The organism is Thalassospira sp. GB04J01 (assembly GCF_000751115.1).
GTDB lineage: Bacteria > Pseudomonadota > Alphaproteobacteria > Rhodospirillales > Thalassospiraceae > Thalassospira > Thalassospira lucentensis.
This window is the reverse complement of the sequence record NZ_CCDX020000019.1, coordinates 147,885-173,821: the sequence shown is the minus strand read 5'-3', so window position 1 is coordinate 173,821 and position 25,937 is coordinate 147,885. Positions and strand designations below refer to the sequence as shown.

Below are 25,937 nucleotides of genomic sequence, written 5' to 3'. Positions count from 1 at the left end.
CGGATGGTGCGACCCTGTCGGCTGGTACGGATAACGGTGACGGCACCTGGACGTTGTCGTCAGGCGATCTTGAAGGTCTGACGATTACGCCTGCGGATGATTATTCGGGATCGTTTGATCTGAGTATCACGGTGACCTCGGCCGACAGCGAAGATACTGCGAGTGTCACCGATGTCATCACAGTTGATATTGCCGGTGTTGCCGATACGCCGACGCTTGATGTGATTGACGCGTCGGGTGATGAAGATACCAACATAGCGCTTGATATCGACGCAGGGTTAAGTGATGCGTCCGAAGTTCTTTCCGTCACGATTTCTGGTGTTCCAGATGGTGCGACCCTGTCGGCTGGTGTCGATAATGGTGATGGCACCTGGACTCTGTCGGCGGGAGACCTAGACGGACTGACGATCAAGCCGGCGGACGATTATAGCGGATCGTTTGATCTGAGTGTCACGGTGACCTCGACCGATGGCGACGATACCGCGAGTGTCTCGGACACCATCACGGTGGATGTTGCCGGCATTGCCGATGCGCCGACGCTTGATGCAAGTGACGCGTCGGGTGATGAAGACACCAACATTGCACTTGATATCGACGCAGGGCTAAGTGACGCGTCCGAAGTTCTGTCCGTTACGATTTCTGGCGTTCCGGATGGGGCAACTCTGTCGGCTGGTAGCAATAATGGTGATGGGACCTGGACGCTGTCGGCGGGTGATCTGGACGGACTGACAATCAAACCTGCGGACGATTATAGCGGCTCGTTTGATCTGAGTGTCACGGTGACCTCGACCGATGGCGATGATACCGCAAGCGTTTCTGATACGATCACAGTGGATGTTGAGGGTGTTGCCGACACGCCAACCCTTGAGGTGTCGGATGCCAGCGGTGACGAAGGTAACAGCGTTGCACTGGATATAGATGCCGCCGTGACCGACAGCAGCGAAACGCTCAGCATTACCATCAGTGGCGTGCCGTCGGGGGCAACGTTGTCTGCCGGGACCAACAACGGTGATGGCACATGGACCCTGACGTCCGCGCAATTGGTTGGACTGACGATTGCGGCGGCCAGTGACTATTCCGGCACGTTTGAGCTCAATGTTTCTGTGCAGTCGCGCGATGGCGATGACACCGCAACGACGACCGCCATTCTTGACGTCACGATTGAAGAAATGGTTGCTGCGGATGAAGTTGTCTGGGGATCTGGTTCGAATGATAACATCGAAACCGGATCGGGCAATGACACCATCGGTTCTGGTGGCGGTCATGACACGATTTCAACCAATGCCGGCAATGACACGATCTGGGCCGGGAATGGCAATGATGTAATCTATGCTGGTGACGGTGACGACAGTGTCACCGGCGACGGTGGTGATGATTACATTGATGCCGGTGCTGGCAATGATACCGTTCACGGTGGTGAAGGCGAAAATACGATCTATGGCGGATCGGGGAATAACTACATCACTGGCGGCAGCGATGACGACAGTATCTATGCCAGCGACGGTGACAACATCATCTATGCCAACGAGGGTAATAACCATATTGAAACCGGTGCAGGCAATGACAGTCTGTATGCCGGGAGTGGTGACGACACAATCCTTGGAGGCGATGGCGACAACTACGTCAGCGCAGGCGAGGGTGAAAATTACATTGCAACCGGGTCTGGCAATGATCGCATTACGTCAGGAAGTGACGACGACACGATCATTGGTGGGGACGGCAACAACGAAATAACCGCTGGCGAAGGCAAAAACACCATCTGGGCGGGGTCTGGTAACGATACCATCAGCACCGGTTCGGAAAATGACAAAATTTATGCCGGAGATGGCAACAACACGATTTCCGCGGGTGGTGGGAATAACATCATCGAAACAGGCAGCGGTAACGACAGCATCATCGCAAGCGGCGGCAATGATACGGTCAATGCTGGCGATGGGAATGACAATATCGATGTTGGCGACGGTAGAAACAAAGTCTGGGGTGAGGGCGGTGACGACTCCATCCACGGCACTTGGGGCAATGACAGCTTCTTTGGCGGCGATGGGAACGACATTCTCGTTGCCGACGGTGGCGATAACTATTTCGACGGCGGGGCGGACAACGACACCCTGACCGGCGGATGGGGCAAGGACACCTTCTATGGCGGCTCAGGCGACGATACGCTGAGCAGTGGCGGGGGTGATGACAAGCTGTATGGCGATGAAGGTGACGACACTCTTCTGGGCGGTGCAGGCAGGGATACCCTTGATGGTGGCGATGGTAATGACACGCTGTTTGGCGGGGATGACGATGACACCCTGATTGGCGGCATAGGCGACGATACGCTTTATGGCGACGGTGGGTCGGATCTGTTCATCTTTAACATGGGCGAAGGCAATGACTATGTTGATGGTGGGGCCAATGGATGGACCACGGACACCATCGAATTGAACGGCATAGGTGGCGGCAAAATCGACTCGAGTGACTGGACCCTGATCCTTGATGAAGGCGAAATCACCGATTCGAAAAAGCACCATCTGGAACTTTCGACCGATTCGTCGGGAACTATCGTCTTTTCGGACGGTTCTGAGTTGACATTCTCCAACGTCGAACGTATCGAATGGTGACGAATTCGCATTTCGGGTGCCGTCGGGACAAAATCCCGACGGCATTGCCGGTTTTCTGGGGACCAACACCTTGTCACGAGTTGACAGCATGGGTGTGAAGTCCTATACAGCGGACCTCGAATTTTATCGGATTACCTTATTTAGAACGGAGTAAGTGCAGTGAAGCGCACCTACCAGCCTAGCAATCTCGTACGGAAACGCCGCCACGGCTTCCGTTCCCGCAGCGCGACCGTCGGTGGCCGCCGTGTGCTTACCGCACGCCGCGCCAAGGGCCGCAAGCGTCTGTCGGCCTAATGTTGTGACCATTTCGGTGGAACGCCTTAAAAAGCGTACGGAATTCCTCCGTGTTGCGGGCACCCGCCGAAAATGGGTTACACAGGGATTGATCCTGCAGGGCGCACCACGCCCGGGGATCAAACCGGATACAGAATACGCCGGTGAAGATCTGCTCGTACGAGTAGGCTTTACTGTCACCAAAAAGGTGGGAAAGGCCGTCGTCCGCAATCGCGTTCGGCGGCGTTTGCGTGCTGTGGCAGAGCAATTGATGACTGAACTCGCATTGCCCGGTTGGGATTACGTTGTGATCGGTCGTAACCAAACCATCGATCGGCCTTTTGAAAAGCTGGTTGATGATATGCGGTTTGCCCTGCGCCGAGTCCCTGATGCAAAGCCGTCTCCGGCCGATTCTCGTCGTCCCCGTAAGGGGGGCGGCGCAAAGAAGCCCGGCGGTTCGACAAAGGCAGGAGGTCCTGCGACATGAACTCTTCGAGTCCATCCCCCGGTCCCCTTGCACGTCTTCTTCAAATCGCAGTTCGCGGTTACCAGCTCTTTTTATCGCCTTATATCGGGTGGTCTTGCCGTTATCAGCCGACCTGTTCGGCTTTCATGATGGAAGCATTGGCCCGTCATGGGGCAATAAAAGGCGGCTGGATGGGATTTAAACGGATAATGCGTTGCCATCCATGGGGTGGTCATGGTTATGATCCGGTGCCCGGATGTGGCTGCGAACAAAACAAAGCGTCGTCGGATGGTGAAAACCGATCCCCGGCGCTTTCGTCATGTAAATAGAATAATCGGTCGGTTGATGCTGGCTGAGAAAAGCGGAAAGAAGCGATGAACGAACAACGTAACCTATGGGTCGCAATTGCATCGGCAGTTGTGATTCTCATCGGTTGGCAATTCTTCTTCGCGCCCGAGCCTGATACTCAGGTTCGTGAAGCGCAAGTTCGCGAACAGCTTGATGCAAGTGGTAGTAATCCGCCGCAGGCATCCACCGGTGGGCCAAGTGTCCCGGGGGGGCAGCCTGCTGTCCCGACCGTTAATCGGGATGATGCGTTGGCGAAATCACCACGTATCGCAATTGATACGCCGCGCGTCGAAGGCTCGATACGTCTTATCGGTGGTGTGATTGATGATATCCAGCTTCAGGATTATCACGAAACCGAAGAACCCGACAGCCCGCTGATCCATGTTTTGAACCCGACCGGCAGCAACGATGCCTATTTCGCGGAGTTCGGCTGGGTCGGTACGGGCAAGGATGTTGTTCTGCCCAGCAGCGAAACCCGCTGGAGCGCAAGTGGCGACACCCTGACGGTCGATAACCCGATTACGCTAAGTTGGGATAACGGTGCTGGCCTGACCTTCAAACGCGAAATTTCCATCGATCAGAATTATCTGTTCACCGTTAATCAGTCAGTGGTCAATAACAGCGGTAGCGAAGTTACCCTGCATCCTTACGGCCTGATTTCACGGAAAAACAAGCCGCAGACCGCAGGGTTCTATATCCTGCATGAAGGTCCGCTTGGCGTGATCGACGGTACTTTGACCGAGATCGATTATGATGATCTTGCCGATGATGGAGCCGTTGAAAAGAAAACCACCGGCGGCTGGCTTGGCATCACCGATAAATATTGGCTGGTTGCGCTGGCACCTTCCTCGGACGAGGAAATGACCACGCGTTTCAGCCACCATTTTGCTGAAAATACGGACAAGTATCAGACCGATTATCTTGGTGCAGCTCGCACGGTTGCCAATGGCAGCGAAGCAAAGGCGGAAACCCGTCTGTTTGCGGGTGCCAAGGAAGTGACCCTGCTTGATACTTATGCCGAGGACTACGGCATCACCAATTTCGATCTCGCGATTGATTTTGGCTGGTTCTACTTCCTGACCAAGCCGTTCTTCCTTGTTCTACAGTGGATGTATCATCTTGTTGGTAACTTCGGTGTTGCCATTTTGCTGATCACGGTCGCCGTTAAGGCAGTCATGTTCCCGTTGGCGAATAAATCGTACAAATCCATGAGTGCGATGAAAAAGCTGCAGCCGCAGATCACTGAAATGCGCGAGCAGTTCAAGGATGACCGCCAACGTCAGCAGCAGGAAATGATGGCGCTGTACAAGCGTGAGAAAATCAATCCGGCCTCGGGTTGCTTGCCAATCATTGTACAGATCCCGGTGTTCTTTGCACTGTACAAGGTTCTGTTTGTGAGCATTGAGATGCGTCACGCGCCGTTCTTTGGCTGGATTCAGGATTTGTCTGCTCCGGATCCGACGTCTTTGTTCAACCTGTTTGGTCTGATCCCGTTTGATCCGCCGCAGATGTTGATGATTGGTGTCTGGCCGCTGATCATGGGGCTTACCATGTTCCTGCAGCAGAAACTCAACCCGGCGCCTGCCGATCCGACACAAGCCAAGATCATGATGTTCTTGCCGCTAATCTTTACCTTCATGCTGGCAAGCTTCCCGGCTGGTCTTGTGATCTATTGGGCCTGGAACAACACGCTGTCGATCATTCAGCAGCGCTACATCATGTATAAGATGGGGATTTAATCCCCATCTACCCTTTCTGGGTTGATCTTCCCTTCGGGGAAGATCCCCGGAACATGGGGAAGGAAGAACGATGACAGACGAAAACCTGCCGTCGGTAACGTCAATACCGACATACAAAGCACCGCAAATTGAAGCCGGGCGGAAACTTTTTTCCCGCCCGGTTACCTTTCTTTTGGGTGTCGCCCAGCTTGAGCAATTGCCGCCTGAAGACAAAACGGAAATCTGTTTTGCCGGAAGGTCCAATGTTGGTAAATCGAGCCTGATCAACGCGATCACCGGCCGTAAGGACATTGCGCGTACGTCCAACACACCCGGCCGGACGCAGCAGCTTAACTATTTTGATCTTGATGGCGCCTGCCATGTTGTCGATTTGCCGGGCTATGGTTTTGCACAAGCCCCAAAAGACATCGTTGATACGTGGCAAAACCTGATCAAGCAGTATCTGCGTGGTCGGGTAACCCTGCGGCGTGTCTTCGTGTTGATCGATTCACGGCATGGCTTTATGAAAGCCGACCTCGACATGATGAAGGTGCTTGATGAAAGTGCCGTGACCTATCAGGTTGTGCTGACCAAGGCTGATAAGCTAAAAAAGGGACAGCTCGAAAAACGTATCAAGGAAGTGGTCAATGCACTGGTTAAGCATCCAGCGGCCTTGCCCAAAATCTTTGCGACGTCGAGTGAAAAGAATACCGGACTGGCAGAATTGCGCGCTGAAATCGCGTCGCTGCTGTAAAATTGCCGGTCTGATGCGTTAATATCCTGATGCGTTAATATGGGGAAGAGTAGGATGAACGAAGAAATCCGTTCTGAAGAAGATCAATCGGAATCCAGCGCATACCGGACGTTGGCCCGTGCGAAGGTCCTATCCGAAGCTCTTCCCTATATGCGTCGCTTTAACGGTCAGACGATTGTGATTAAATACGGCGGTCACGCGATGGGTGATCCCGAACTGGCGCGTTTGTTTGCACAGGATGTGGTGCTTTTAAAGCAGGTCGGCATGAACCCGATTGTGGTGCATGGCGGGGGACCGCAGATTGGCCAGATGCTTAAGCAGCTCAATATCCAGTCGGAATTCGTGGACGGCCTTCGGGTAACCGATCAACAGACCATCGACGTTGTCGAAATGGTTCTGGCCGGGAAAATCAACAAGGAAATCGTTTCAAACATCAATGCCGCTGGCGGCGTTGCTGTTGGTCTGTGCGGTAAGGATGCCAATCTTATCACCGCGCGTAAACTGACGCGAACCAAACGTGATCCTGAAAGCAATATCGAAAAAGTGCTCGATCTTGGCTTTGTCGGCGAGCCGGTCAAAGTGGACCCGCATGTGCTTGATTGCTTTATCAATACCGACATTATTCCGGTTATTTCGCCCATTGGTGTTGGCGAAGACGGTCAGACATACAATATTAATGCTGATACCGCTGCTGGCGCGATCGCCAAGGCGGTCGGAGCAAGCCGTTTGTATATGCTGACGGATGTAAAAGGTATACTTGATGCGAACAAGAACCTTGTTCGAGATGCCACCATTGACCATATCAATGAGATGATCGCGGACGGGACCATTCAAGGCGGCATGATACCCAAAACTGAAACCTGCATGGATGCAGTACAGAACGGGGTTGAAGCATCTGTAATTGTTGATGGTCGTGCGCCGCATGCGGTCTTGCTGGAGCTGTTTACCGAACGTGGTGCAGGCACGATGATCCGGGCGAGTGAGTAGCCCGAAAGGCTTCCACCACTTTTGTATAGTTTTTGCTGCGTAAATCTGGCTCTGCGGGATGAATTAAGATAACTTGGTGCGGAATTTGATGCGAAATCATCATAACCCATTGAGATTTTTTTATAAACTTACCCGGAGCAACCGTTGTGCCGACGACGGAAGAACAGATATCTCGTCATTGGGGGTATGCCGACGCAACCCTGAAAGCCCTGCGTGATCGCGGTCTGCGTCCAACACCCGAACTTTATCATGTGTGGTTCATTTATTTTGCTGCGGAAAACCCGGAAATATTGCGGGTCATTGATGCGGTAAATGCCAGCGGCGATGATCTCGCCGAGGATACCCTTCTGCAGCTATACTATCGGTATATCTTTGACCGTCAGGCCGCCGATTTCCTTCAGCGCGGAATGGAAGATTTTTCGCAGGTTGTCGAAAACAGTGACGAATGCCTGACGTCGGCGCGAAACAATATCCGCAGTTATGGTGAACTGCTGAAAAGTTCGTTGGGGACCCTTCGCGCACACAAGGACGTCGGGCCGGTTGTGGGCGAGATTGTTGACCAGACCGAAGAAATGAAATCCACCATCGACAACCTTCATGTGCGGTTGGACGGATATCTTAACCGCGTTGTTTTGCTGCAGCGCGAACTTGAGCAAACCCGCGAACGGTCTTACACAGATGGCCTGACCCGCGTTTCAAATCGCATGCATTTCGAAGAACAGTTGTCCCAGCTTGCCAAGGAATATGACAGCAGCGAAGACGCCGAGCCGTTTTGTGTCATGATGGTCGATCTTGATCAGTTCAAGTCCATCAATGACCGGTTTGGTCATCGGATCGGCGACGAAATTCTGGTTTTGATCGCATCGATGCTTAAGGCCAACATCAAGGGTCGGGATATCGTTGCGCGTTATGGTGGGGATGAATTCGCGATTTTGCTTCCGCAAACCTCGCTTGATGATGCGATGGAAGTTGCCGCCGATATGAGTAAACGCATCGCCGCACGTGAGATCAAGGCAAAGAATTCCGGAACCTCATATGGCCACATGACGGTATCGGTCGGGGCGGCGGAATATGTTGCCCATGAAGGCGGGGCAAAACTGATTGATCGTGCAGACAGTGCGCTGTACCGCGCAAAAAAGGATGGTCGCAACCGTCACTTTGCTGCCGAGTAAGACGTCATTCTACTGTAAATGTGCCCAAAGGGCGTTGTTTTGCGCGTCTTGTGCATGTGTGCCATGAACGGCGCAGGCTTGCATTAAACGGTGCAAAAGCGTATGTAACCAGCGCCCGGCAAGGTGATTGACCTTGCCGGGCGCTCCGCACGTGCCCTTCATTGAGGAGCATTGCGGAATATTTCCCGAACCTGAGATTGATCGCAGAATGTCGAGCATCAAAGAGCCACGCGTCGTTACATTTGGATGTCGTTTGAACACCTATGAATCCGAGGTGATGCGCGACCATGCCAGAAACGCGGGCCTTGATGATGCGATCATTATCAATACCTGTGCGGTCACGACCGAGGCCGAACGTCAGGCGCGACAAAGCATTCGCCGCCTGCGTCGTGAAAACCCGGACTCCAAGATTTTCGTGACCGGCTGTGCGGTTCAGGTCAACCCGGACAAATTCGCCAAGATGGACGAGATTGACCGCATCTTTGGCAATGATGCCAAGATGAAGGCCGAAACATTCCTGATGCCTGACCATGAACGTGTTGTCGTTAACGACATCATGTCGGTCGAGGAGACCGCAAGTCACCTTGTTTCCGGGTTTGAAGGCCGTGCACGCGCCTTTGTGCAGGTTCAAAACGGTTGCGACCACCGTTGTACGTTTTGCATCATCCCATTTGGCCGGGGCAATTCACGCAGTGTGCCGATGGGCGAGATTGTTAGTCAGGTGCGTGAACTTGTCGCCAATGGATATGGCGAAGTCGTTCTGACCGGTGTCGATATCACGTCCTATGGTCATGATTTACCCGGAAAGCCGACCTTGGGTCAGATGTCGCGTCGGTTGCTGGCACAGGTGCCCGAATTGCCGCGTTTGCGCATTTCATCGATTGATCCGGTTGAGGTTGACGAGGATTTATTCCGTTTGATCGAAACCGAACCGCGTCTGATGCCTCATATGCATATCAGTTTGCAGGCGGGTGATGACATGGTTCTCAAACGCATGAAACGTCGTCATTTGCGTCAGGACGTAGTGGATTTTTGCGAAAAAGTCCGCGCGCTGCGATCCGATGTGACGTTTGGTGCAGATATTATTGCCGGGTTCCCTACCGAAACAGATGAGATGGCCGAAAATACGCTGCGTCTTGTTGATGAATGCGGCCTGATTTACCTGCATGTCTTCCCGTATTCATCGCGGCCCGGTACACCGGCGGCAAAAATGCCCCAGGTGCGAAAAGATATTCGCAAGGACCGTGCGGCCGCTTTGCGTGCCGCAGGGGACATACAACTCAACACATTTTTGAAATCCCGCATCGGCATGATCGAGAATGTCTTGGTTGAAAAGGAAAATACCGGCCATACGGAGCATTTTGCTCCCGTTATGCTTGATCGCGTGATAGAAGCGGGCACAATAGCCAAGGCCAAAGTCACCGGCCTTGAAGATGGAAAATTGATAGCGGAGCTTACGGGATGAGTGAAGAGGGGAAAACGAGCTGGTTTGCCCGGTTAAAAAATGGGCTGAAACGCTCCTCCTCAAAGCTGACCACCGGGATTGCCGACATCTTCACCAAGCGCCGTCTTGATGATGATGCGCTTGAAGAATTTGAAGATCTTCTGATTACATCGGACCTTGGGGTTACAACCGCTGCCAAGCTGAGCGCGGAACTGGCCAAAACCCGGTTCGACAAAGAAGTTGATTCTGCGGAGATTCAGCAATTCATCGCCGACGAAGTTGCCAAAATCCTGGAGCCGGTGGCCAAGCCACTGGTGATTGATCCGACAAAGAAACCCCATGTGATTTTGGTGGTTGGTGTTAATGGATCGGGTAAAACCACAACAATTGGCAAGCTTGCAAAAACATATAAGGATCAGGGCCTCAAGGTCATGATGGCGGCGGGCGATACATTCCGTGCAGCCGCAGTCGAGCAACTTAAAGTCTGGGGTGAGCGCACCGATTGCCCGGTGATTGCGCGTGATACCGGGGCGGATGCCGCCGGTCTTGCCTTTGACGCGATTGATCAGGCCAAGCGCGAAGGATATGACGTGCTGTTGGTTGATACTGCTGGTCGCTTACAAAATAAGGCGCATCTGATGGACGAGCTTAAAAAGATCGTCCGGGTGATCACCAAGCGCGATGAAACGGCGCCGCATGATACGCTTCTGGTGCTTGATGCTACCACCGGCCAAAATGCGCATTCACAGGTCGAAACATTTTCGCAGGCGACAAATGTTAGCGGTCTGATTGTCACCAAGCTTGATGGCACCGCCAAAGGGGGCGTTGTTGTCGCGCTGGCCGAAAAATTCGGTAAGCCAGTGCATGCCATCGGTGTTGGTGAAGCCGCCGAAGACTTACGCCCGTTCGAAGCCAGATCGTTTGCGCGCAGTTTGGCGGGGCTTGAAGACTAGTTTTGCTTTTGCATTTTTAATGCGAGCAGAGAATTTAAAAAGGCAGCCTGATAAGGCTGCCTTTTTTTGTTATGCCTTAAGTTCCGCAAAACTTTCGCTGATACGGCTGATTTCACTTTTAAGAGCGTTGATGGGGTGTTGCGCATCGGCAGGCAATGCTGACATGTCAATCTGCGCTGTCTGCTTTGACAGGGCATCTGAGCGGGTTTTAAGGCCATGTGCCAGCCGCTGGTCGGCGTTTTCAAGCAACCAGCCCATAACATGGTCACGCAGTTCTTCGAGACTGTGTAAATCCGGATCGGGTGAGGATGTCGGAAGGCCATATTCGTGCAGTGCCAGTTCAAGCTGTCGGGAAATAGCGCGGAGATCGCGTGCGCCATCGTTGCAGACCGCCCGCAAGGTGCCGCTTTTGGCCACCGGAAAAATTGCTTCCAACCGGATCGCAAAATCGAGGGTATCTACCATGATGTCGTTGACTAGGGCCCGCTGCGTAAGGTCTGCGTGGGGGCTTTCCTCTTGCGGCGGGCCGTCTGTATCCAAATCAAAAAAGGTGTTTGGCGCAAATATGGGCAGCGCACGGCGATGGATGGTGAAATGTGCGGGAAGTTTACTGATGATTTCGCCGTCGGCAAGGATCGGTGCGCCATCCTGCCCGGTGATGGTGATCTCGTCACATTCCATGGTCAGGGCATAGGTACTGTCATCAACAGAGCCAAACAGAAGTTCGGCGGCGATGTCCATGCCGCTTAGCGTATCGACGCTATCGCGGATGGCAAACATGTGAAGGTAGCCGTCATCGGGGCGCTTGGCTTCGCTCGGGCGCAGGCCGCCACCAAAATATCGGCCATTGGTCACGGTCAATTGCCGGAGTGTCAGCGATTGTGGTTCGTTATCGCCACATGTTACCGACAGATCCATCGGTGTCATTTCCTGCCAGCTTTGCCAGTTTGCCACTGCATAACTCACAGCGCCAAATGCACGCTTTAAATCCGGATTGATCCGGTGTCGGGCATCTGCGGGCACGCCGATGCTCGCCGCATTTACAAAAGTCTGATCATTGACCTGACCAACATCAATCATTGCGATCCGCCCATGAATTGCCGAACGCGCGGCGGTCAAGGGATCATCAAGCAATGTCAGTGTGCGGGCAAAATCATTGGCCGTGCCAAGGGGCAGGGGGATCAGCACCACCTTGTGTTCAATCACGGTATCAAGAATGGCATTCATTGTGCCATCTCCGCCGCCAACGACAACGATATCGCCCGGTTCGGTGTCGTTGATGATGCAATCACGAATCTTGGATGGATTCTCACACAGGGTCAGGTTCGTCTGATACCCGGCATCTTCAAACACATCACGTAAGGCTTGGGCACCATTCTGGCGCCAGTCGTCGGGAAGCTTTGATTTGGTCAGCAACAGACTGACTTTGCCCGTTAGATCAGAGTTTTTCACCGGGATCCCCTTTGATAAGGAAAAATGCATTGTAACCGGTGCCTGTGTCAGACACCGGTCAGCATTATGGCAAGATCAGGAAATTGTTGCACGCAACATCCATGCGGATTCTTCATGCACGCCGATGCGTTCGGTCAGAAGGTCGGCGGTTTTTACGTCCTCGACTTCTTCTGCTGCGGCAACGCCGTCGCGGATCAGTCGGGCCATTTTTTCATGATCCTCGACCAGTTCCTTGACCATTTCATTGGCCGAAAGGAGCTTTTCCTGATCGGTGATGACGGAATGTTCAATCATTTCCGTAATCCCGGTCGGTGCTGCGAAACCGATTGCACGGATGCGTTCTGCCATATCGTCGTTGGCGACATGCAGATCTTCATAGTGTTCTTCGGTCATTTTATGCAGCGAATAGAAGGTTGGTCCGACAACGTTCCAGTGAACGCCACGGGTTTTGGCATAAAGCACGTGCGAGGAACCAACGATCCGGGTCAGCATTTTGGCAAGTTTCTGACGATCTTTGCGATCGACACCGGCATCGACGGGAAATTCCTTCGCAACGGTTTTCATACTGCTATGTGCCATCTCAAAACTCCTTTGGTTTCTTGAGCGCCTTTATGCGATTGCGCAAGGCGTGCGCCGTGTCGCGGGCGATTACATTGAAAACGTAAAGGGGTGGCAAAAGTTCCATGAATTAAAATTACCATAATTGGAACATTCTTTTGACCCATCCGTTGATCATTGTAAGCAGCGTGCAAGTAATTGCGCTGTATTTCACGAATAAGGAGGTTGTGATGTTTAGTAAAACTGCACTTATGGTTGGTACGATAATGTCTGTTGCTGTTGCCGGTCCTGTATATGCCGGATCGAATGCTGCCACCGACCAAGCAGATACGATGGCAACCGACGACGCAATGAAATCGGACGTCAACAAAATGGGTGACGAGGTCGCGAACGAGTATGAAGACGCGAAGGACTTCACCTATGAAGAGAAAGATGAGTTTCTGGCTTGGGTCGAAGAGAAAAGTGACCAGTTGGGCGACCAGTATGACGAGGTATCAGCGAGTGTGAAACAGGACAGCGAAGAAGCTGTCGATGAACTTGCTGAGGCATGGGATGGTGCAAGCGCCGAGCTTGGTGAGGCGTTCGAAGACGCGAAGGAAGCGTCCGCCGAAAGCTGGGAAGAGGTAAAGAAAAATACCATGACCGCACTTGAAGATGCTCAGAATGCTCTCTCGGACGATCAAACCGTCGAGTAAGACATCACAACTTGAACTCGGTGACGTGACGTTCCGGGAGTTGCAGCCCGCCCATTTCGGGCGGGCTGTTTCTTTGTGCGGGCATTTGTCAGGTCGATGCAATGGGCGGTTTGAATGGCGAAAAATGAACAACAACAATTACCATCGTCGGTGAGGCAAAAGCTGAAAATCTGGCAGGATCGCCTCGCTACGCTGGCGGCGGGGCGAAAGGGGCTTTGGGGGATTGCACTGGCGTCTTTCATGGAAACCACAATTATCCCCATTCCCATCGAAATTGTGATCGCGCCGGTAATGGCCGCGTCGCGTGCACGCGGTTTTATTGTCGCGACAGTGACACTTGCGGGCAGTGTCGCAGGTGCATTGGCGTTATATCTTTTGGCCTATCTGCTGTTTGACGATCTGGCCCAGCCGCTAATTGATATGGCGGGCGGTCAGGCACAGTTTGACGATTTGCAAACCAAGTTCGAAACGGGTGGGTTCTGGGTGGTGTTTGCCATCAGTGTCACGCCGGTTCCGATGCAAATTGCCGCATTGGCTGCCGGGGCGGCGTCCTATCCGATTTGGCTGTTCGTCATTGCAATTTCGGCTTCGCGTGCATTGCGATATTACGGATTATGGTTGCTGGTTTTAGGTTTCGGGGCCGGAATCGCCCGCATATTCGAGGGGCGAAAGCCAAAAGTCAGTCGAAATTCTGGCTGATACAGCATGAAAAAGACAAATGGCCCGGTAAATTACCGGGCCATTTTGATGATCAAACAGAAAATTTATTCTGATTCGACGCGGAAATCGGTTGTGGCTTTGCCATCGGTTTCCGGTTCAGCGAGCTTTTCGTTGATCAAACCGCGGCGGATAAGCTCGCGGATTGCGGCAGCACGTGTCGGCATACGATGTTCAAAACGCCAATCATCAATGACCTTTAGTTCATCGTCATCCAGCATAATCTGGAGTTTTTCTGTTCTTTTCGGGGATGCCACGTGGGTTTCCTGTCGTTTACAGCGGGACTAACATCCGCCTGAAGCCGTTGATTATCAAGGCACTTCAAAATTTTGGAGTAAGTTACGTTAGCGCTGTTTGTTCCATAAGACAACCATCTTGCTTAGTCGACGTAAGTCCATTGAGTTATGTAAGTAATGTAAAGTAATTATGTATAGTAATGAATGTATATTCAGCCGGTGAACTATAATGTGTCAAATATGTGTGTTGATGTTGTTGTGTATATGCAGCAACTTCACTGTATTGCCTAAGTGAAGTACACGATTTTACTTTAAATATTGTTTTTATTTGTTACGGTTGGGGCATCGAACAAGGAGGTTGTGATGTCTAAACAAGTGATGAATGAAATCGAAGATCATGTACCCGCGTTGCGCCGTCATGCATATCGTCTGGCTGGCAGCATGGATCGTGCACAGGATCTGGTTCAGGACACCCTGTTGAAAGCCATCAGCAAAAAGGATCAGTTCGAAGAAGGTACGAGCCTGAAGGCCTGGTTACACCGGATCCTGTTCAACACGTTTATTTCGGGCAAGCGCCGGGAAAAGACACGTGGTCCGCAAGTAGACTGGGACGATATGGGCGACGTTTACGGCCATGGCAGCAATCAGATGGCGCGTTTACAGCTTCGTGATGCTGACCGCGTTCTTGAAGAGCTGCCTGAGCAGGAGCGTCAGGCAATCATGCTAACGGCTGTTGAAGACGTATCCTATCAGGATGCTGCGGATCAGATGTGTGTGGAAATCGGGACTGTAAAATCCCGCGTTGGCCGTGCGCGCCGTAAGCTGCGTGCGTCAGTCGGTCGAATCGAATCACGTGAACATGCATCCCGTTATGTGTCGGAGGCAGCTTAAAATGTGTGCGGTTCTTGCGATCTATGGCAAGGAGGACATCCTTGCCTACGTTCGCGGGACACTTGGGGGCAAAGAAGAAGAACAAGAAATTGAAAGTCTTGTAAAAAGTGACCTGCGGGCAGCTGATGTTGTTGAAAGCATACAAGCAGACTATATAGGTGACGACGGGACATTTGATATCGAAGCGTTTCGTCGTCTGAAAAAATTGCGCGAAATAGCAAGTAAAGTAGGGGCATGCAGTTGAGATATGCATTTCATGCATGGAAGTTGATATAAAATAATATTGACTTTAGTGACCATCGGTCAGATACTAATCATATATCGAGGTTGACCGTCTTTTCCCTCAACGTCTAAGGCACCTCCTCGAAATTGCCGAAACCGTCCCCCGGTTTCGGCCCTTTTTTTATCTGCATTCCAGTTTTGTACAGCTGATGACGACACAAGCGTGCCAGTGTTTTTGATGCTGTTGTGATCAGCGCGTCGAAACTGTCATTTGGAATTCTTGAAAATAATCCCGATATATAAGCCATAACCTGCTGAAACCGACACCAAACCGGGCGAAAGCGAAATATGCATGTTATGGCATGAATGCGATTTAGCTTGCTGATTGAGGAAAGCCCAAAAGTTTTTGGTTGTCAGGTGACGGGCGGGCGGTGATAAATCTCTCGCTCCAAGGGCTGTTGTTATTTGCTGTCACTTGAATAAAGTCATGTAGACGCAAAACAACAGAACCAAACAACAATAACAAAAAGGAGCATCCATTATGGTTTCAGAAGTTCACGGGTCTGTAAGAGAACTGTTTGAATTCACGGACGCCCAAAAGGCACTTGAGCGCATAAAGGACATCTATGCGAATGGTGCCAAGGCTGTCCAAGAGGCCTTTGATCTTTTCGGCGAAGGTAAGCAATCTTCCCCTGTGCGGGCATACTATCCGTATCTGGGAATTGAAGTGCCGCCAGAAAAACTGCATGTCGAAAGCACATTGTCTTTTGGCGCCCCCCGCGACCCCGGTGTTTATGGCACGACGCTTACCCGTCCGGATGTGTTTGAAGAATATTACCGCCAGCAGATCGAACTTCTGCTGAAAAATCATGACGTCCCGGTTGTTGTCGGTGTGTCAGATCGTCCGATCCCATTGCCATTTTTGGTCGAAACCGCAACGGATAGCATCGGCCCGACCGATATCCGGCAGTTGCAGATGGTCTTTGATATGCCTGATCTGGCGCGGACCGATGATGACATCTCAAACGGTGTTCATTATGGGGTGACTGCCGGGCCAAAGCCGTTGTCGCTGTTTTCGGGCGAACGGGTTGACTATTCTCTGGCGCGTCTGCGCCATTACACGGCAACCGCACCGGAACACTTTCAAAAGTTCGTGCTGTTTACCAACTATCAACGTTATGTCGACGAGTTCATCGAGTTTGCCAAAGAACAGCTTGATGATCCTGAAAGTCCCTATATCGCCTTTGTCGAGCCGGGGCCGAAGGTCCATGTCAGTAAAAACGCCCCCAAAAAGTGGAAAGAAAGCGGTGAGGCGGCAGCGCAGCTGCCTCAGATGCCATCCTACCATCTGATCCGCGAAGATGGGTTGGGCGTGACGCTGGTCAACATCGGCGTTGGGCCGTCGAATGCCAAAACGGCCACGGACCATATCGCGGTCCTGCGACCGCATTGCTGGTTGATGCTGGGCCATTGTGCCGGATTGCGCCGTAGTCAGCTTTTGGGGGATTACGTTCTCGCGCACGGGTATGTCCGCGATGATCATGTGCTTGATTCCGACCTGCCATTGTGGGTTCCCGTACCGCCAATTGCCGAGGTGCAAGTCGCACTGGCAAATTCGGTGACCAAAATCACAGGTCTTAAAGGCCGCGAGATGAAGGCACGCATGCGGACCGGGACGGTTGCCACAACCGATAACCGGAACTGGGAGCTGCGCTATAGCGAACTGTTTGTCCGCCTTAACCAGTCACGGGCAATTGCGGTCGATATGGAAAGTGCGACGATTGCCGCCAACGGTTTCCGGTTCCGCGTTCCCTATGGAACGTTGCTGTGTGTGTCGGACAAACCGGTGCACGGCGAATTGAAACTACCGGGCATGGCAAACACGTTCTATCGTCAGCGTATCGGCCAGCACCTTCAGGTTGGGCTTGATACGATCGATACACTGCGCCAGGACGTCAATCAGCTTCATTCGCGTAAATTGCGGTCGCTGGACGAACCGGCCTTCCGGTAAGACGTCCCGGTTTAAACATCAAACCCCTGTCGTTCGGGTAAAACCGGGCGGCAGGGGTTTTGTTATGGTTTGATGACGATTGCCAAATGGTCGGCTTTTGGCTTTCCGCCTTTGGTGCCATTGGATATGGTCTGGCAGCATATATCATGTGTCGTACGATCAGGGGACGCGACCGGGAATGTCACAAAAGACACCAAATGATACGGCAAAAACCGATCAGGATAAGGGCGGGGCATACGACGCCGATACAGGTGTTCTGCCATCCGATGGGGTTGCACTTTGGCAGGTTTTCCTGATCTTTTTGCGTCTTGGCCTGACCAGTTTTGGCGGGCCGGTCGCCCATATCAGCTATTTCCGTGAAGAGTTCGTTCATCGCCGTCGCTGGCTAAGTGATACGCGCTATGCCGATCTGGTGGCTTTGTGCCAGTTCGTCCCTGGACCGGCCAGCTCACAGGTCGGGATGGGGATTGGCATGGCGCTTGGCGGGGTGCGTGGATCCCTTATGGCGTGGCTTGGCTTTACCATGCCGTCGGCGATTGTCTTGGCGGTTCTTGGCATAACATTTGTGCATTTTGATCTGGCGGCGATTGATAACGTCATTCGGGGGCTCAAATTGGTGGCGGTTGGCGTTGTCGCCCATGCGCTTGTCGGGATGGCCCGAAACCTGTGTCCGGACGTGCCACGCGCCACCATTGCGGTGGTTGCGGCCGGTGTGATGATTGTCAGCGATACGGTGTTGGCGCAATTTGGCGTGATTATCGGCGGGATGATTGCCGGGTTTATCCTGCTACGTACTGTAACCGAGCCCGAGAGCTACGATGTGCCAACATCGCATTCCACCAAGGGGGCGTTTTTTGCGCTTGGCCTGTTCTTTGCGTTGCTCGCAGGACTGCCGATTGTCGCCTATTTTGATCACAGCGGGCTGTTTGCCGTCATTGATGGGTTTTACCGCAGCGGCGCATTGGTGTTTGGTGGCGGGCATGTTGTTTTGCCCTTGCTCGAGGCTGCCGTGGTTGATCCCGGCTGGGTCAATCAGGAAGCCTTCCTTGCCGGGTACGGCGCAACACAGGCCGTGCCTGGTCCGATTTTTACCTTTGCGGCCTATCTTGGGGCCGTGCTGCATGCGGTTGAGGGGTCGGGCACGTGGTTGATCAGTTCGGTTACGGCTTTGATCACACTCATCGCGATTTTCCTGCCGGCATGGTTGCTGGTGATTGGCATCTTGCCGTTCTGGGATCGCGTGCGGCATGTGCAAAGCATGCGGGCAGGGTTACTGGGCGTTAACGCGGCTGTGGTCGGCTTGCTGGCGGCGGTTTTATATGATCCGATCTGGACCGGGGCCATTCATGATGCTGTCGATATCGTCTGCGTCGCCGTGGCCTTTGCCATCCTGCAATGGCGGGTCATGTCGGTGTGGGCCTTGGTCGGGTTGGGGGCATTGCTGGGATATGTCGTTGGTTTGATCTAAGTCGGCGTTTATTTAGCAGGTTTTTCGGTTTGCTCTTGACCCTCACCCTGAGCCTCGCCCTCGCTGTCTGGCAGCTTGATGGCGTTTGGGTCAACCGTTGGGAAAAGTTGGCTCAGGTTGGCGATGAACTGGCGCAAATCAAAAGCATCGCGGTTGCGCGTCAGGCCCAAACGAACAACAACCAGTTCTTTTGACGGAATGACGCTGATGGATTGTCCATCATGCCCAAGCGCGAAAAAGGCATCATCGGGTACCTGCGGTGCGCTAGGGCGGTCATCAGAGCTGCCCGGCAGATCAAGCCACCAATGCGCGCCGTAATTACCATTTGGCGCGGCTGGTGCCGGGGTGGTGGAATAATCCACCCATCCTTTGGGTAAAAGACGTTCGCCGTCCCACACGCCGTCTTGCAGGAACAACTGGCCGATTTTTGCCCAATCGCGTGCGGTGGCATGCATGAAGCTTGATGCGATAAAGTAGCCATCCTGATCGGTTTCAATCACGGCATTGTCAATGCCAAGCGGACGGAACAAAAGTTCTGCCGGACGTTTCTGGTATGTTTCGCGCGATCCGCTCAGATTGCGGATTGCAGCCGATAGAATGTTGGTTGTCCCGGAGTTATAGGAAAAGACCTCCCCGGGCGGATTGGCAAGTGGTTGGGACACGGCAAACCCGGCGGCGGCCGGTTCGATAAACAGCATCTGCACAACGTCTGATAACGGGTTGGCATAGCTTTCATCAAATTCGAGACCACTACTCATATGCAGTAAGTTGTTATAGGTGATGGTCGCGCGCGGGTCGCCGGCTTCTGCGTGCCATTCATTGATCAGGACCGGGTCGGCCATGTCGCCAATCATGCCTTCGAACTGCATCCGACCAAGCAGCGCGTTAAACACGCTTTTGGTCATCGACCAGCCGGGAAGAGGCGTGTTGGCAGAAATCCCGTCGTCATAACGTTCTGCAATCACCTTGCCTTGATGCAAAATGACAAGGGCGCGGGTGCGCCGCGTTGGTTTCGGGTCGGGTTCATCCATCGCGTCAAACAACAGGCCGGTAAGTGCACGGCGTTCGACATCAATTGGCAATGGTCCGGTTAAAAGCGGCCTTGCCGTGATGGGGCTGATAAGCGGGGTGCTGTTGCGTAAACGGGTGATCTGGTCTGCATCATTGGCCAGAACGCAACCCAGATGTGGTCGATACACCGCCCAGCGTTTGCGAAAACCAAAGGCATGTGCGCTAACAGTCTGGTTGCGCAGATCAACATTGGTCGTAATCAGTGACAATAGCGGGTTGTTATCGGCCAGAACATCTTCGGCCTGCGCCCGGCTGGATGGCAGCCCGTTTACAAAAATGGCCGAACACATGATCTTTGCGCTGTAACCGGCACCGATCGGGGCAAGCCAGATGAAAAAGCCGGAAACAACCATAAGACCAAGCAATATCGTGCCGATAAAGATGGCCTTGATCAGTTTCATTCCGTTTTCCCTGTTACGAGCTTCGCAGTACTCCCGACTGCTTCAGAGCATGAGAGTCGCCTGCTTCGATGGACAGGTCAAGTCATCGTATCGTATAGGTCGCCTTATGTTGCACTGCGTTTCTGTGACGATTTTCCCAGTGAAATCAGGAAGCCGGCAAAGTAAAGCGCGCCAAGAACCCCCGCAGCCCCGGACCAGCCGCTCCGATCGATCATCGCACCAGCAACAGGTGGGACAATCACGACAAAAATCTCGGCGAACTGGGCAAGCATCCCCTGAAGGGCGGGCATCGAAAGCCCCCCTTTGGCAATGCCGGGCAACAGGGCAAAGCATGTGCCCGCAACCGCCCCCTGACCAATGTTGAAAATGATCAGTGCGGTGAGGCTCAGTGGCATATGCGTACTGACAAAAAGGGTGGAAATCGCAACTGCCATCATGGGTAAAAACAGCATCAAAATCCGACGTCCGGCAATATTTCGGCCCAGTGCCATGCCAGCCCCGACGCTGCCGATGATATTGCCGACAATGGCTGTGGTGCCAATGATTCCAGCGGCGGGTGCGATGCCGATATCAAGATTATCGGCAAGCATTGCGGGCATGAAGGCAAGGGCGGCGGAGGTCGCCCCGGCAAAGGCCGAAAATATCAGCGCGACACGTAAGGCCGCACGTGATTTTAAAACCCCGATGACCCCGACCAGAAGCGATTTACGTGGTGTGCTTGTCGCAGGTGGCGTCATAACGGCAAGCAAAGGTAACAGGATCATAACCGGAACCGTGCAGGCCACCACCGCCAGCCGCCAATCAAGCCAAACCAGCACGGCCGCACTGACCCAGTTGCCCATGGCAATGCCAACCGGAATAAACGTGCCCCAGATGCTCATGGCCATGGCGACAATTTTGGGATTCTCAAATCCGGCCATCCAGCTTGGTGCGCCGACCACGATCAAAAGATAGCCGATGCTGGTAACAACCCGCCCGACATAGAGCATGACCGCGACATCGGCCGTGGCAAAGATGGTTGCGCCAAGGATCATCATTAAACAGCCCAGAACAAGCGATTTACGCAATCCGGCGCGGGCGGCCCAAACACCTGTTGGAATGGCGGTCAGCGCACCGGCAGCGGTAATCAGCGATGCCACAAGGCCAAATTCTGCCTGACTTAATCCAAAACCCGCACGCAGATCAGGCGCAATCGGGCCGATCAAGCCGACCTGCATCGAGGCCGTCAGTCCAAGTCCATACAGGATCGAAATAGCAAAGATCGGTGGCATTTGGGGCGTGTCCGTTTGGTGTCTTTTATTTTTGGTTTGCTGTGCGGTTTTGCCGGTGCTTTTAAATCTTGGCAAACATGCAAAAGGCGGATTTCAGATGTACCTGAAAACCGCCTAGAATATCCACGAATGAAATATGCGTGGTTCTGGCAAGATGCGTTAAATGGTGTGAGGTGCGTGATCAAACCCGGTTGTCAGCCGCACGGCCGTTCCATCTGACAGGAAAAAACGTTCCCACAGGATGTAGCTATCGACAATGCGCATCGGTGCCCCGTCGCGCCGCGATGTTTCAAATGTCAGGTGGTCGGTTTGATCTTCGTGCCAGCCAAGGACATGCAGGCTTTTTTCCGCAACCGCGATTTCCGGTGTGGCAAACCGCCAAAGTGATGTGCCCAGAAGATCGGAACAATCACGTTGCCATTCATGTTCGCGGGCCTGTGAGGCACAGAGCAACCGGTGGGATCGGTCTTCGATCAGGTGCACGCGCTGGTTCGAATGAATGACAAGCCGTTTGATTGCCTGATCCAGACGGAAATTGCGCTTGCGGGTCATCATCTGATCAATCAGGTCAAGCTGCACCGGGGCGGGGCGTTGCATACCCTTTTCCCAGCGCGAAACGGTTGCCTGCGTGACGCCCAGAATATCGGCAAGACGGGCCTGCTTGATGTCGCTTTCGCGACGCCAATGGCGCAGGCGACGGCCAAATTCTACGTCTGGTGCTGTTTGGGGCAAGGGTCTCATTGCGCTTAACCATATCGTTTAACGTCAAAACGCTACCACAGATCACGGGTTTTTGCAGCAGGCTGATGTGACGGCCTGCTTTGCACAAGTGATCGCAGGTCAGGCCGAAAACCGCCCGATATCGATCTGACATTTTCCGTACTTGCGGCTGTCGCACAACTCAAACCCGTCCAGCGTGATTTCCGGGTCGCGTGGATCACGTTCGGCAATGATCAATGTGTTGCCATCAATCCAGCCCGCAGCAGCAAGGGCAGTAATGCTGGTTTCAAGCAATTGCTTGCCATAGGGTGGATCAAGGAAAACCATGCTGGCGGGGGCAGATGCGCGTGGTGGCTTGGTGGCATCGGCACGCTGAACGCGTGCCTTATCGCCAAGCTTCAAATTGGTGATGTTTTCTTCGATCACCGCCAGAGCACCGCGATCGGTATCAAACAAAACCGCCTTGCTTGCCCCGCGTGAAATCGCTTCAAGGCCCAAGGCCCCCGATCCGGCATAGGCATCAAGGATCACGCCATCAAACAGCGGATGGAAATCATCCTCATACCAGCGCGATGCATGCGACAGGATGCTAAAAAGTGCTTCGCGTACACGATCAAGGGTCGGGCGTGTTTCACGTCCTGCTGGCGGGGTTAGAGCCCGGCCGCGATGACTGCCACCTACAATCCGCATGTTCGATTAGTCCTTCTTGCCGCGTGGGCGGTTGCCTGCGGGTTTGCGGCCGGGGGTGCTTGTGCTATTGCCTGAACGACCGGCTGGTTTGCCACCCGGCTTGCCGCGACCGCCCGCGAACCCGGCACCATCGCGCCGGCCGCTGTCACGGGCATTATCGCGAGAACCGCCACGTCCAGTATCGCGCCCACCATCACGGGTAGTGCTGCCCCGTGGGCCAGTGCCACGTGCACCGGTGCCGCGTGAACCCCCGTCACGGTTTCCGGCGTCGCGTCCGCCACTGTCGCGTCCGCCATCACGGGCATTGCTGCTCCGTCCGCCGGGACCGCCGCGTGGACCTGTGCCGCGCGCACCGCTATCGCGGTTTCCACCGTCTCTACCACCAGAATCTCTGCCACCATCGCGTCCAAAGCCATCTCGGCCACTATTTCGCCCACCGTCTCGACCGCCATCACGGCCACGTTCGTCTCTGGCATCGTCACGGCCACGACCATCTCTGGCATCGGAACCAGCAAATCTGCCACGACCGGGTTTGTCAGAACCAGACGTTCCACCGGAAGCATAGCGTCCGCGTCCCTTGTCGGTCGGACGGCCCGAACTACGATCATTACGATCATCACGGTCGTCGCGTTCCGGACGGGCGTTGCTGGCCGCCGGTTTTCCGCGCCCGCCGGGACGTGGGGCTGCGCCGATACGCGGCTTTTCCGAGCGCGACGAAGCACTGCGCTTATCATCACGCGAGGACCCACCACGAGGGGCATCATTGCCACGACGGTCATTGCCGCCATCACGATCCGCCTCGTTGCGGTCACCCTCGGAACGATCCGATGGGCGTCCATAGGAGCGACCCGCCCCCGGACGGCCAAGGCTTGGACGGCCTGCACGGCTATCGCGCTGCTCGTCATCGGTGCCATTGGCATTGGCGTTCGGGTTTTGGCCCGGACCGCCTTGCTGGCGTTTGCGCTGTGCGGGTTGGCCAAAAACAGTGCGCGGTGCTTTGGGGCGCGATGTGCCGCCACGTGCCACGGATTTCTTTTCTGAAACCTTGCTGTAATCACCCTTAAAGAACGCAGCGAGCTGTTCTTTCATCACCTTGCCGGTGATTTCTTCGCAATCACCGGGGGCAAGGCTGCCCAACTGGAACGGACCATAGGACACGCGCATCAAACGGGTGACCGGCCAGCCAAGATGTTCCATCACGCGGCGGATTTCACGGTTCTTGCCTTCGCGCAAGGTCACCGTCATCCAGGCGTTGGAATCTTTTTGAACATCAACCTCGGCATGGATCGATCCATAATGCACACCATCAACGGTGACACCTTCTTCAAGCTGTTTAAGCTTTGATTCTTCAATGCGGCCATGCACACGTACACGATATCGGCGCGCCCAGCCGGTTGCCGGTAGTTCCAGATAACGGGCCAATTCGCCGTCGTTGGTCAGCAACAGCAACCCTTCGGAGTTCAAATCAAGCCGTCCGACTGAAATCACACGCGGCACATAGCTTGGCAGATGTTCAAATACCGTATCGCGGCCCTGTTCATCGCGGTGGCTGGTGACCAGTCCGCGTTTTTTAAACAGACGCCAAAGACGCGGTTTTTCTTTTTCCGGCAAGGGTTTGCCGTTGACGTAAATTTCGTCGGCGTCGGTGACGGTCACGGCCGGGGTATCAAGTACCTTGCCATTCAGTTTCACCAGACCTTCTTCGATCATACGTTCGGCATCGCGACGCGAACACACACCGGAACGTGCAATGCGCTTGGCAATGCGTTCGGATTTGGTGTCTGCATCATTATCTTCTGGGGTCGGGGTCTGGTCGCTCATGTGCGGGCCTCGGAAATCAGGGCGTCGAAAATCTTCGCATCGCCCGAACTGATATGAAATTCGGGATGCCACTGGACCCCGAGACAATAACGGTATTTCGGATGTTCAATGCCTTCGATCACGCCGTCAGGCGCGACCGAGTTAATGATCACATCCGGGCCAACCCCCTCAACCGCCTGATGGTGGGCGGAATTGACCGAAAGCGTTTTGACGTCGCCAACAATTTTGGCAAGCAGTGTGCCCGGTTCAACCGTGACATCGTGGCCGGATTCATCACGCGGATTGGGCTGTTCATGCGCCAGCGCGTTTTTGACACTATCAGGAATGTGCTGGATCAGCGACCCGCCAAGGATCACGTTAAGCAATTGCTGCCCGCCACAAATCCCCAGAACCGGCATATCACGTTTAAGTGCACCTTCGGCCATCGCCCATTCAAACTTGGTGCGGCGATCTTTGGTGACAACCGTATCATGGACTTCTTCTGCGCCAAACAGGGTTGGCGAAACATCAAACGCCCCGCCGGTCACGACCAGCCCGTCAATCAGATCAAGCAGATCAGGCACAAGGTCAACCTCATGGGGCAGGGGCATTGGAATGCCACCGGCTTGCGCCACCGCACCAGCATAGTTTTCACGCAGCGCATACCACGGGAATTTCGAATAACCGCCCGGTTCTTCGGAATCGAGTGTAATACCAATGATCGGCTTGCGCGTGGTCATGTCGGGTGCAACTTTGCTTGTGGTAATGCTAAGGCGAATAATTCTTGGCGGAAACTACCCTTGCAACCGCGTAAGGGCAACGGCAATTCACGCCGATGGTCTATGCGTTGTGTGCAAAGGCCAAACTGGCATCATCTAACGGACGATCCAATGATGATCTCTTGACCGATCCGATGCGAGATTGCACTGTCATATGGGTTCAGACCCTAAACGGGCCCTAACATCAAGTAAAAACAAACGCCGCTTTGGCAAGTTGTGCCGCTTGCTCCGTGC

The 25,937-nt window shown here is 53.7% G+C and carries 24 protein-coding genes and 1 pseudogene; 16 read left to right on the top strand and 9 right to left on the bottom strand.

Features of this window, described 5'->3' with window-relative positions; genetic code table 11:
- The 10 genes and pseudogenes from AMM48_RS20205 to ftsY form a co-directional block, all read left to right on the top strand.
- Positions 1–2,606: pseudogene (locus tag AMM48_RS20205) on the top strand (hypothetical protein); the annotation flags it as partial.
- Between the two features lie 159 nt (positions 2,607–2,765).
- A complete protein-coding gene (rpmH, locus tag AMM48_RS20200) occupies positions 2,766–2,900 on the top strand; it encodes a 50S ribosomal protein L34 (RefSeq protein WP_033369208.1) in 135 nt (44 codons plus the stop codon).
- Positions 2,901–2,904: 4 nt separating this feature from the next.
- Positions 2,905–3,366 (top strand): ribonuclease P protein component, encoded by a 462-nt coding sequence (gene rnpA / locus AMM48_RS20195; protein ID WP_101301798.1) that lies wholly within the window; start codon positions 2,905–2,907, stop codon positions 3,364–3,366.
- Positions 3,363–3,674 (top strand): membrane protein insertion efficiency factor YidD, encoded by a 312-nt coding sequence (gene yidD, locus AMM48_RS20190; protein WP_102785540.1) that lies wholly within the window; start codon positions 3,363–3,365, stop codon positions 3,672–3,674. Before rnpA ends, yidD begins: the two co-directional genes overlap by 4 nt.
- Before the next feature lie 45 nt (positions 3,675–3,719).
- On the top strand, positions 3,720–5,432 hold the full coding sequence (gene yidC / locus AMM48_RS20185; protein WP_102785539.1) for a membrane protein insertase YidC: 1,713 nt from the start codon (positions 3,720–3,722) through the stop codon (positions 5,430–5,432).
- Between the two features lie 70 nt (positions 5,433–5,502).
- Entirely contained in the window at positions 5,503–6,165 is a 663-nt protein-coding gene (gene yihA, locus AMM48_RS20180) for a ribosome biogenesis GTP-binding protein YihA/YsxC (protein ID WP_022734140.1), read from the top strand.
- A 54-nt stretch (positions 6,166–6,219) separates the two neighbouring features.
- A complete protein-coding gene (argB, locus tag AMM48_RS20175) occupies positions 6,220–7,152 on the top strand; it encodes an acetylglutamate kinase (RefSeq protein WP_102785538.1) in 933 nt (310 codons plus the stop codon).
- Between the two features lie 146 nt (positions 7,153–7,298).
- Entirely contained in the window at positions 7,299–8,324 is a 1,026-nt protein-coding gene (locus AMM48_RS20170) for a GGDEF domain-containing protein (protein ID WP_102785537.1), read from the top strand.
- A gap of 208 nt (positions 8,325–8,532) precedes the next feature.
- Positions 8,533–9,789 (top strand): tRNA (N(6)-L-threonylcarbamoyladenosine(37)-C(2))-methylthiotransferase MtaB, encoded by a 1,257-nt coding sequence (gene mtaB, locus AMM48_RS20165; RefSeq protein WP_102785536.1) that lies wholly within the window; start codon positions 8,533–8,535, stop codon positions 9,787–9,789.
- A complete protein-coding gene (gene ftsY, locus AMM48_RS20160; protein ID WP_022734136.1) occupies positions 9,786–10,721 on the top strand; it encodes a signal recognition particle-docking protein FtsY in 936 nt (311 codons plus the stop codon). Before mtaB ends, ftsY begins: the two co-directional genes overlap by 4 nt.
- Positions 10,722–10,790: 69 nt before the next feature.
- On the opposite strand, the gene AMM48_RS20155 is transcribed toward ftsY, so the two are convergent.
- Positions 10,791–12,173 (bottom strand): diacylglycerol kinase family protein, encoded by a 1,383-nt coding sequence (locus AMM48_RS20155; RefSeq protein ID WP_102785554.1) that lies wholly within the window; start codon positions 12,171–12,173, stop codon positions 10,791–10,793.
- Between the two features lie 75 nt (positions 12,174–12,248).
- Positions 12,249–12,752 carry a Dps family protein gene (locus AMM48_RS20150; protein ID WP_102785535.1) on the bottom strand — a complete coding sequence of 168 codons (504 nt, stop codon included), beginning with the start codon at positions 12,750–12,752 and terminating at the stop codon, positions 12,249–12,251.
- 209 nt (positions 12,753–12,961) lie between these two features.
- On the opposite strand from AMM48_RS20150, the gene AMM48_RS20145 reads away from it, so the two are divergent.
- Both AMM48_RS20145 and AMM48_RS20140 read left to right on the top strand, forming a co-directional pair.
- Positions 12,962–13,426: a hypothetical protein gene (locus AMM48_RS20145; protein WP_102785534.1), complete on the top strand. Its 465-nt coding sequence runs from the start codon at positions 12,962–12,964 to the stop codon at positions 13,424–13,426.
- Between the two features lie 114 nt (positions 13,427–13,540).
- A complete protein-coding gene (locus tag AMM48_RS20140; RefSeq protein WP_102785533.1) occupies positions 13,541–14,125 on the top strand; it encodes a VTT domain-containing protein in 585 nt (194 codons plus the stop codon).
- Positions 14,126–14,190: 65 nt separating this feature from the next.
- Here the strand turns inward: AMM48_RS20140 and AMM48_RS20135 are convergent, their stop codons facing one another.
- Entirely contained in the window at positions 14,191–14,400 is a 210-nt protein-coding gene (locus AMM48_RS20135; RefSeq protein WP_022734131.1) for a hypothetical protein, read from the bottom strand.
- A 342-nt stretch (positions 14,401–14,742) separates the two neighbouring features.
- Between AMM48_RS20135 and AMM48_RS20130 the strand changes: the two genes are divergently transcribed.
- From AMM48_RS20130 to chrA, 4 genes are all read left to right on the top strand, one after another.
- The gene (locus AMM48_RS20130) at positions 14,743–15,270 is read left to right on the top strand and encodes an RNA polymerase sigma factor (RefSeq protein ID WP_102785532.1); all 528 of its coding nucleotides are present in this window, start codon (positions 14,743–14,745) and stop codon (positions 15,268–15,270) included.
- 1 nt (position 15,271) lies between these two features.
- Positions 15,272–15,514 carry a hypothetical protein gene (locus tag AMM48_RS20125; RefSeq protein WP_102785531.1) on the top strand — a complete coding sequence of 81 codons (243 nt, stop codon included), beginning with the start codon at positions 15,272–15,274 and terminating at the stop codon, positions 15,512–15,514.
- A 519-nt stretch (positions 15,515–16,033) separates the two neighbouring features.
- Positions 16,034–17,503 (top strand): AMP nucleosidase, encoded by a 1,470-nt coding sequence (locus tag AMM48_RS20120; protein ID WP_102785530.1) that lies wholly within the window; start codon positions 16,034–16,036, stop codon positions 17,501–17,503.
- A 178-nt stretch (positions 17,504–17,681) separates the two neighbouring features.
- Positions 17,682–18,971: a chromate efflux transporter gene (gene chrA / locus AMM48_RS20115; protein WP_102785529.1), complete on the top strand. Its 1,290-nt coding sequence runs from the start codon at positions 17,682–17,684 to the stop codon at positions 18,969–18,971.
- Positions 18,972–18,979: 8 nt separating this feature from the next.
- Here chrA and AMM48_RS20110 read toward each other — a convergent pair whose 3' ends face one another.
- From AMM48_RS20110 to AMM48_RS20085, 6 genes are all read right to left on the bottom strand, one after another.
- Positions 18,980–20,443, bottom strand: a complete 1,464-nt coding sequence (locus tag AMM48_RS20110) for a serine hydrolase (RefSeq protein ID WP_102785528.1) — start codon at positions 20,441–20,443, stop codon at positions 18,980–18,982.
- Positions 20,444–20,547: 104 nt separating this feature from the next.
- On the bottom strand, positions 20,548–21,714 hold the full coding sequence (locus AMM48_RS20105) for an MFS transporter (RefSeq protein WP_102785527.1): 1,167 nt from the start codon (positions 21,712–21,714) through the stop codon (positions 20,548–20,550).
- A 159-nt stretch (positions 21,715–21,873) separates the two neighbouring features.
- Positions 21,874–22,455 carry a helix-turn-helix transcriptional regulator gene (locus AMM48_RS20100; protein ID WP_102785526.1) on the bottom strand — a complete coding sequence of 194 codons (582 nt, stop codon included), beginning with the start codon at positions 22,453–22,455 and terminating at the stop codon, positions 21,874–21,876.
- Positions 22,456–22,554: 99 nt separating this feature from the next.
- On the bottom strand, positions 22,555–23,124 hold the full coding sequence (gene rsmD / locus AMM48_RS20095) for a 16S rRNA (guanine(966)-N(2))-methyltransferase RsmD (RefSeq protein ID WP_102785525.1): 570 nt from the start codon (positions 23,122–23,124) through the stop codon (positions 22,555–22,557).
- A gap of 6 nt (positions 23,125–23,130) precedes the next feature.
- On the bottom strand, positions 23,131–24,945 hold the full coding sequence (locus AMM48_RS22535) for a pseudouridine synthase (RefSeq protein WP_102785524.1): 1,815 nt from the start codon (positions 24,943–24,945) through the stop codon (positions 23,131–23,133).
- Positions 24,942–25,664 (bottom strand): gamma-glutamyl-gamma-aminobutyrate hydrolase family protein, encoded by a 723-nt coding sequence (locus AMM48_RS20085; RefSeq protein ID WP_102785523.1) that lies wholly within the window; start codon positions 25,662–25,664, stop codon positions 24,942–24,944. The genes AMM48_RS22535 and AMM48_RS20085 overlap by 4 nt, the downstream gene beginning before the upstream one ends.
- Positions 25,665–25,937 lie beyond the last annotated feature (273 nt).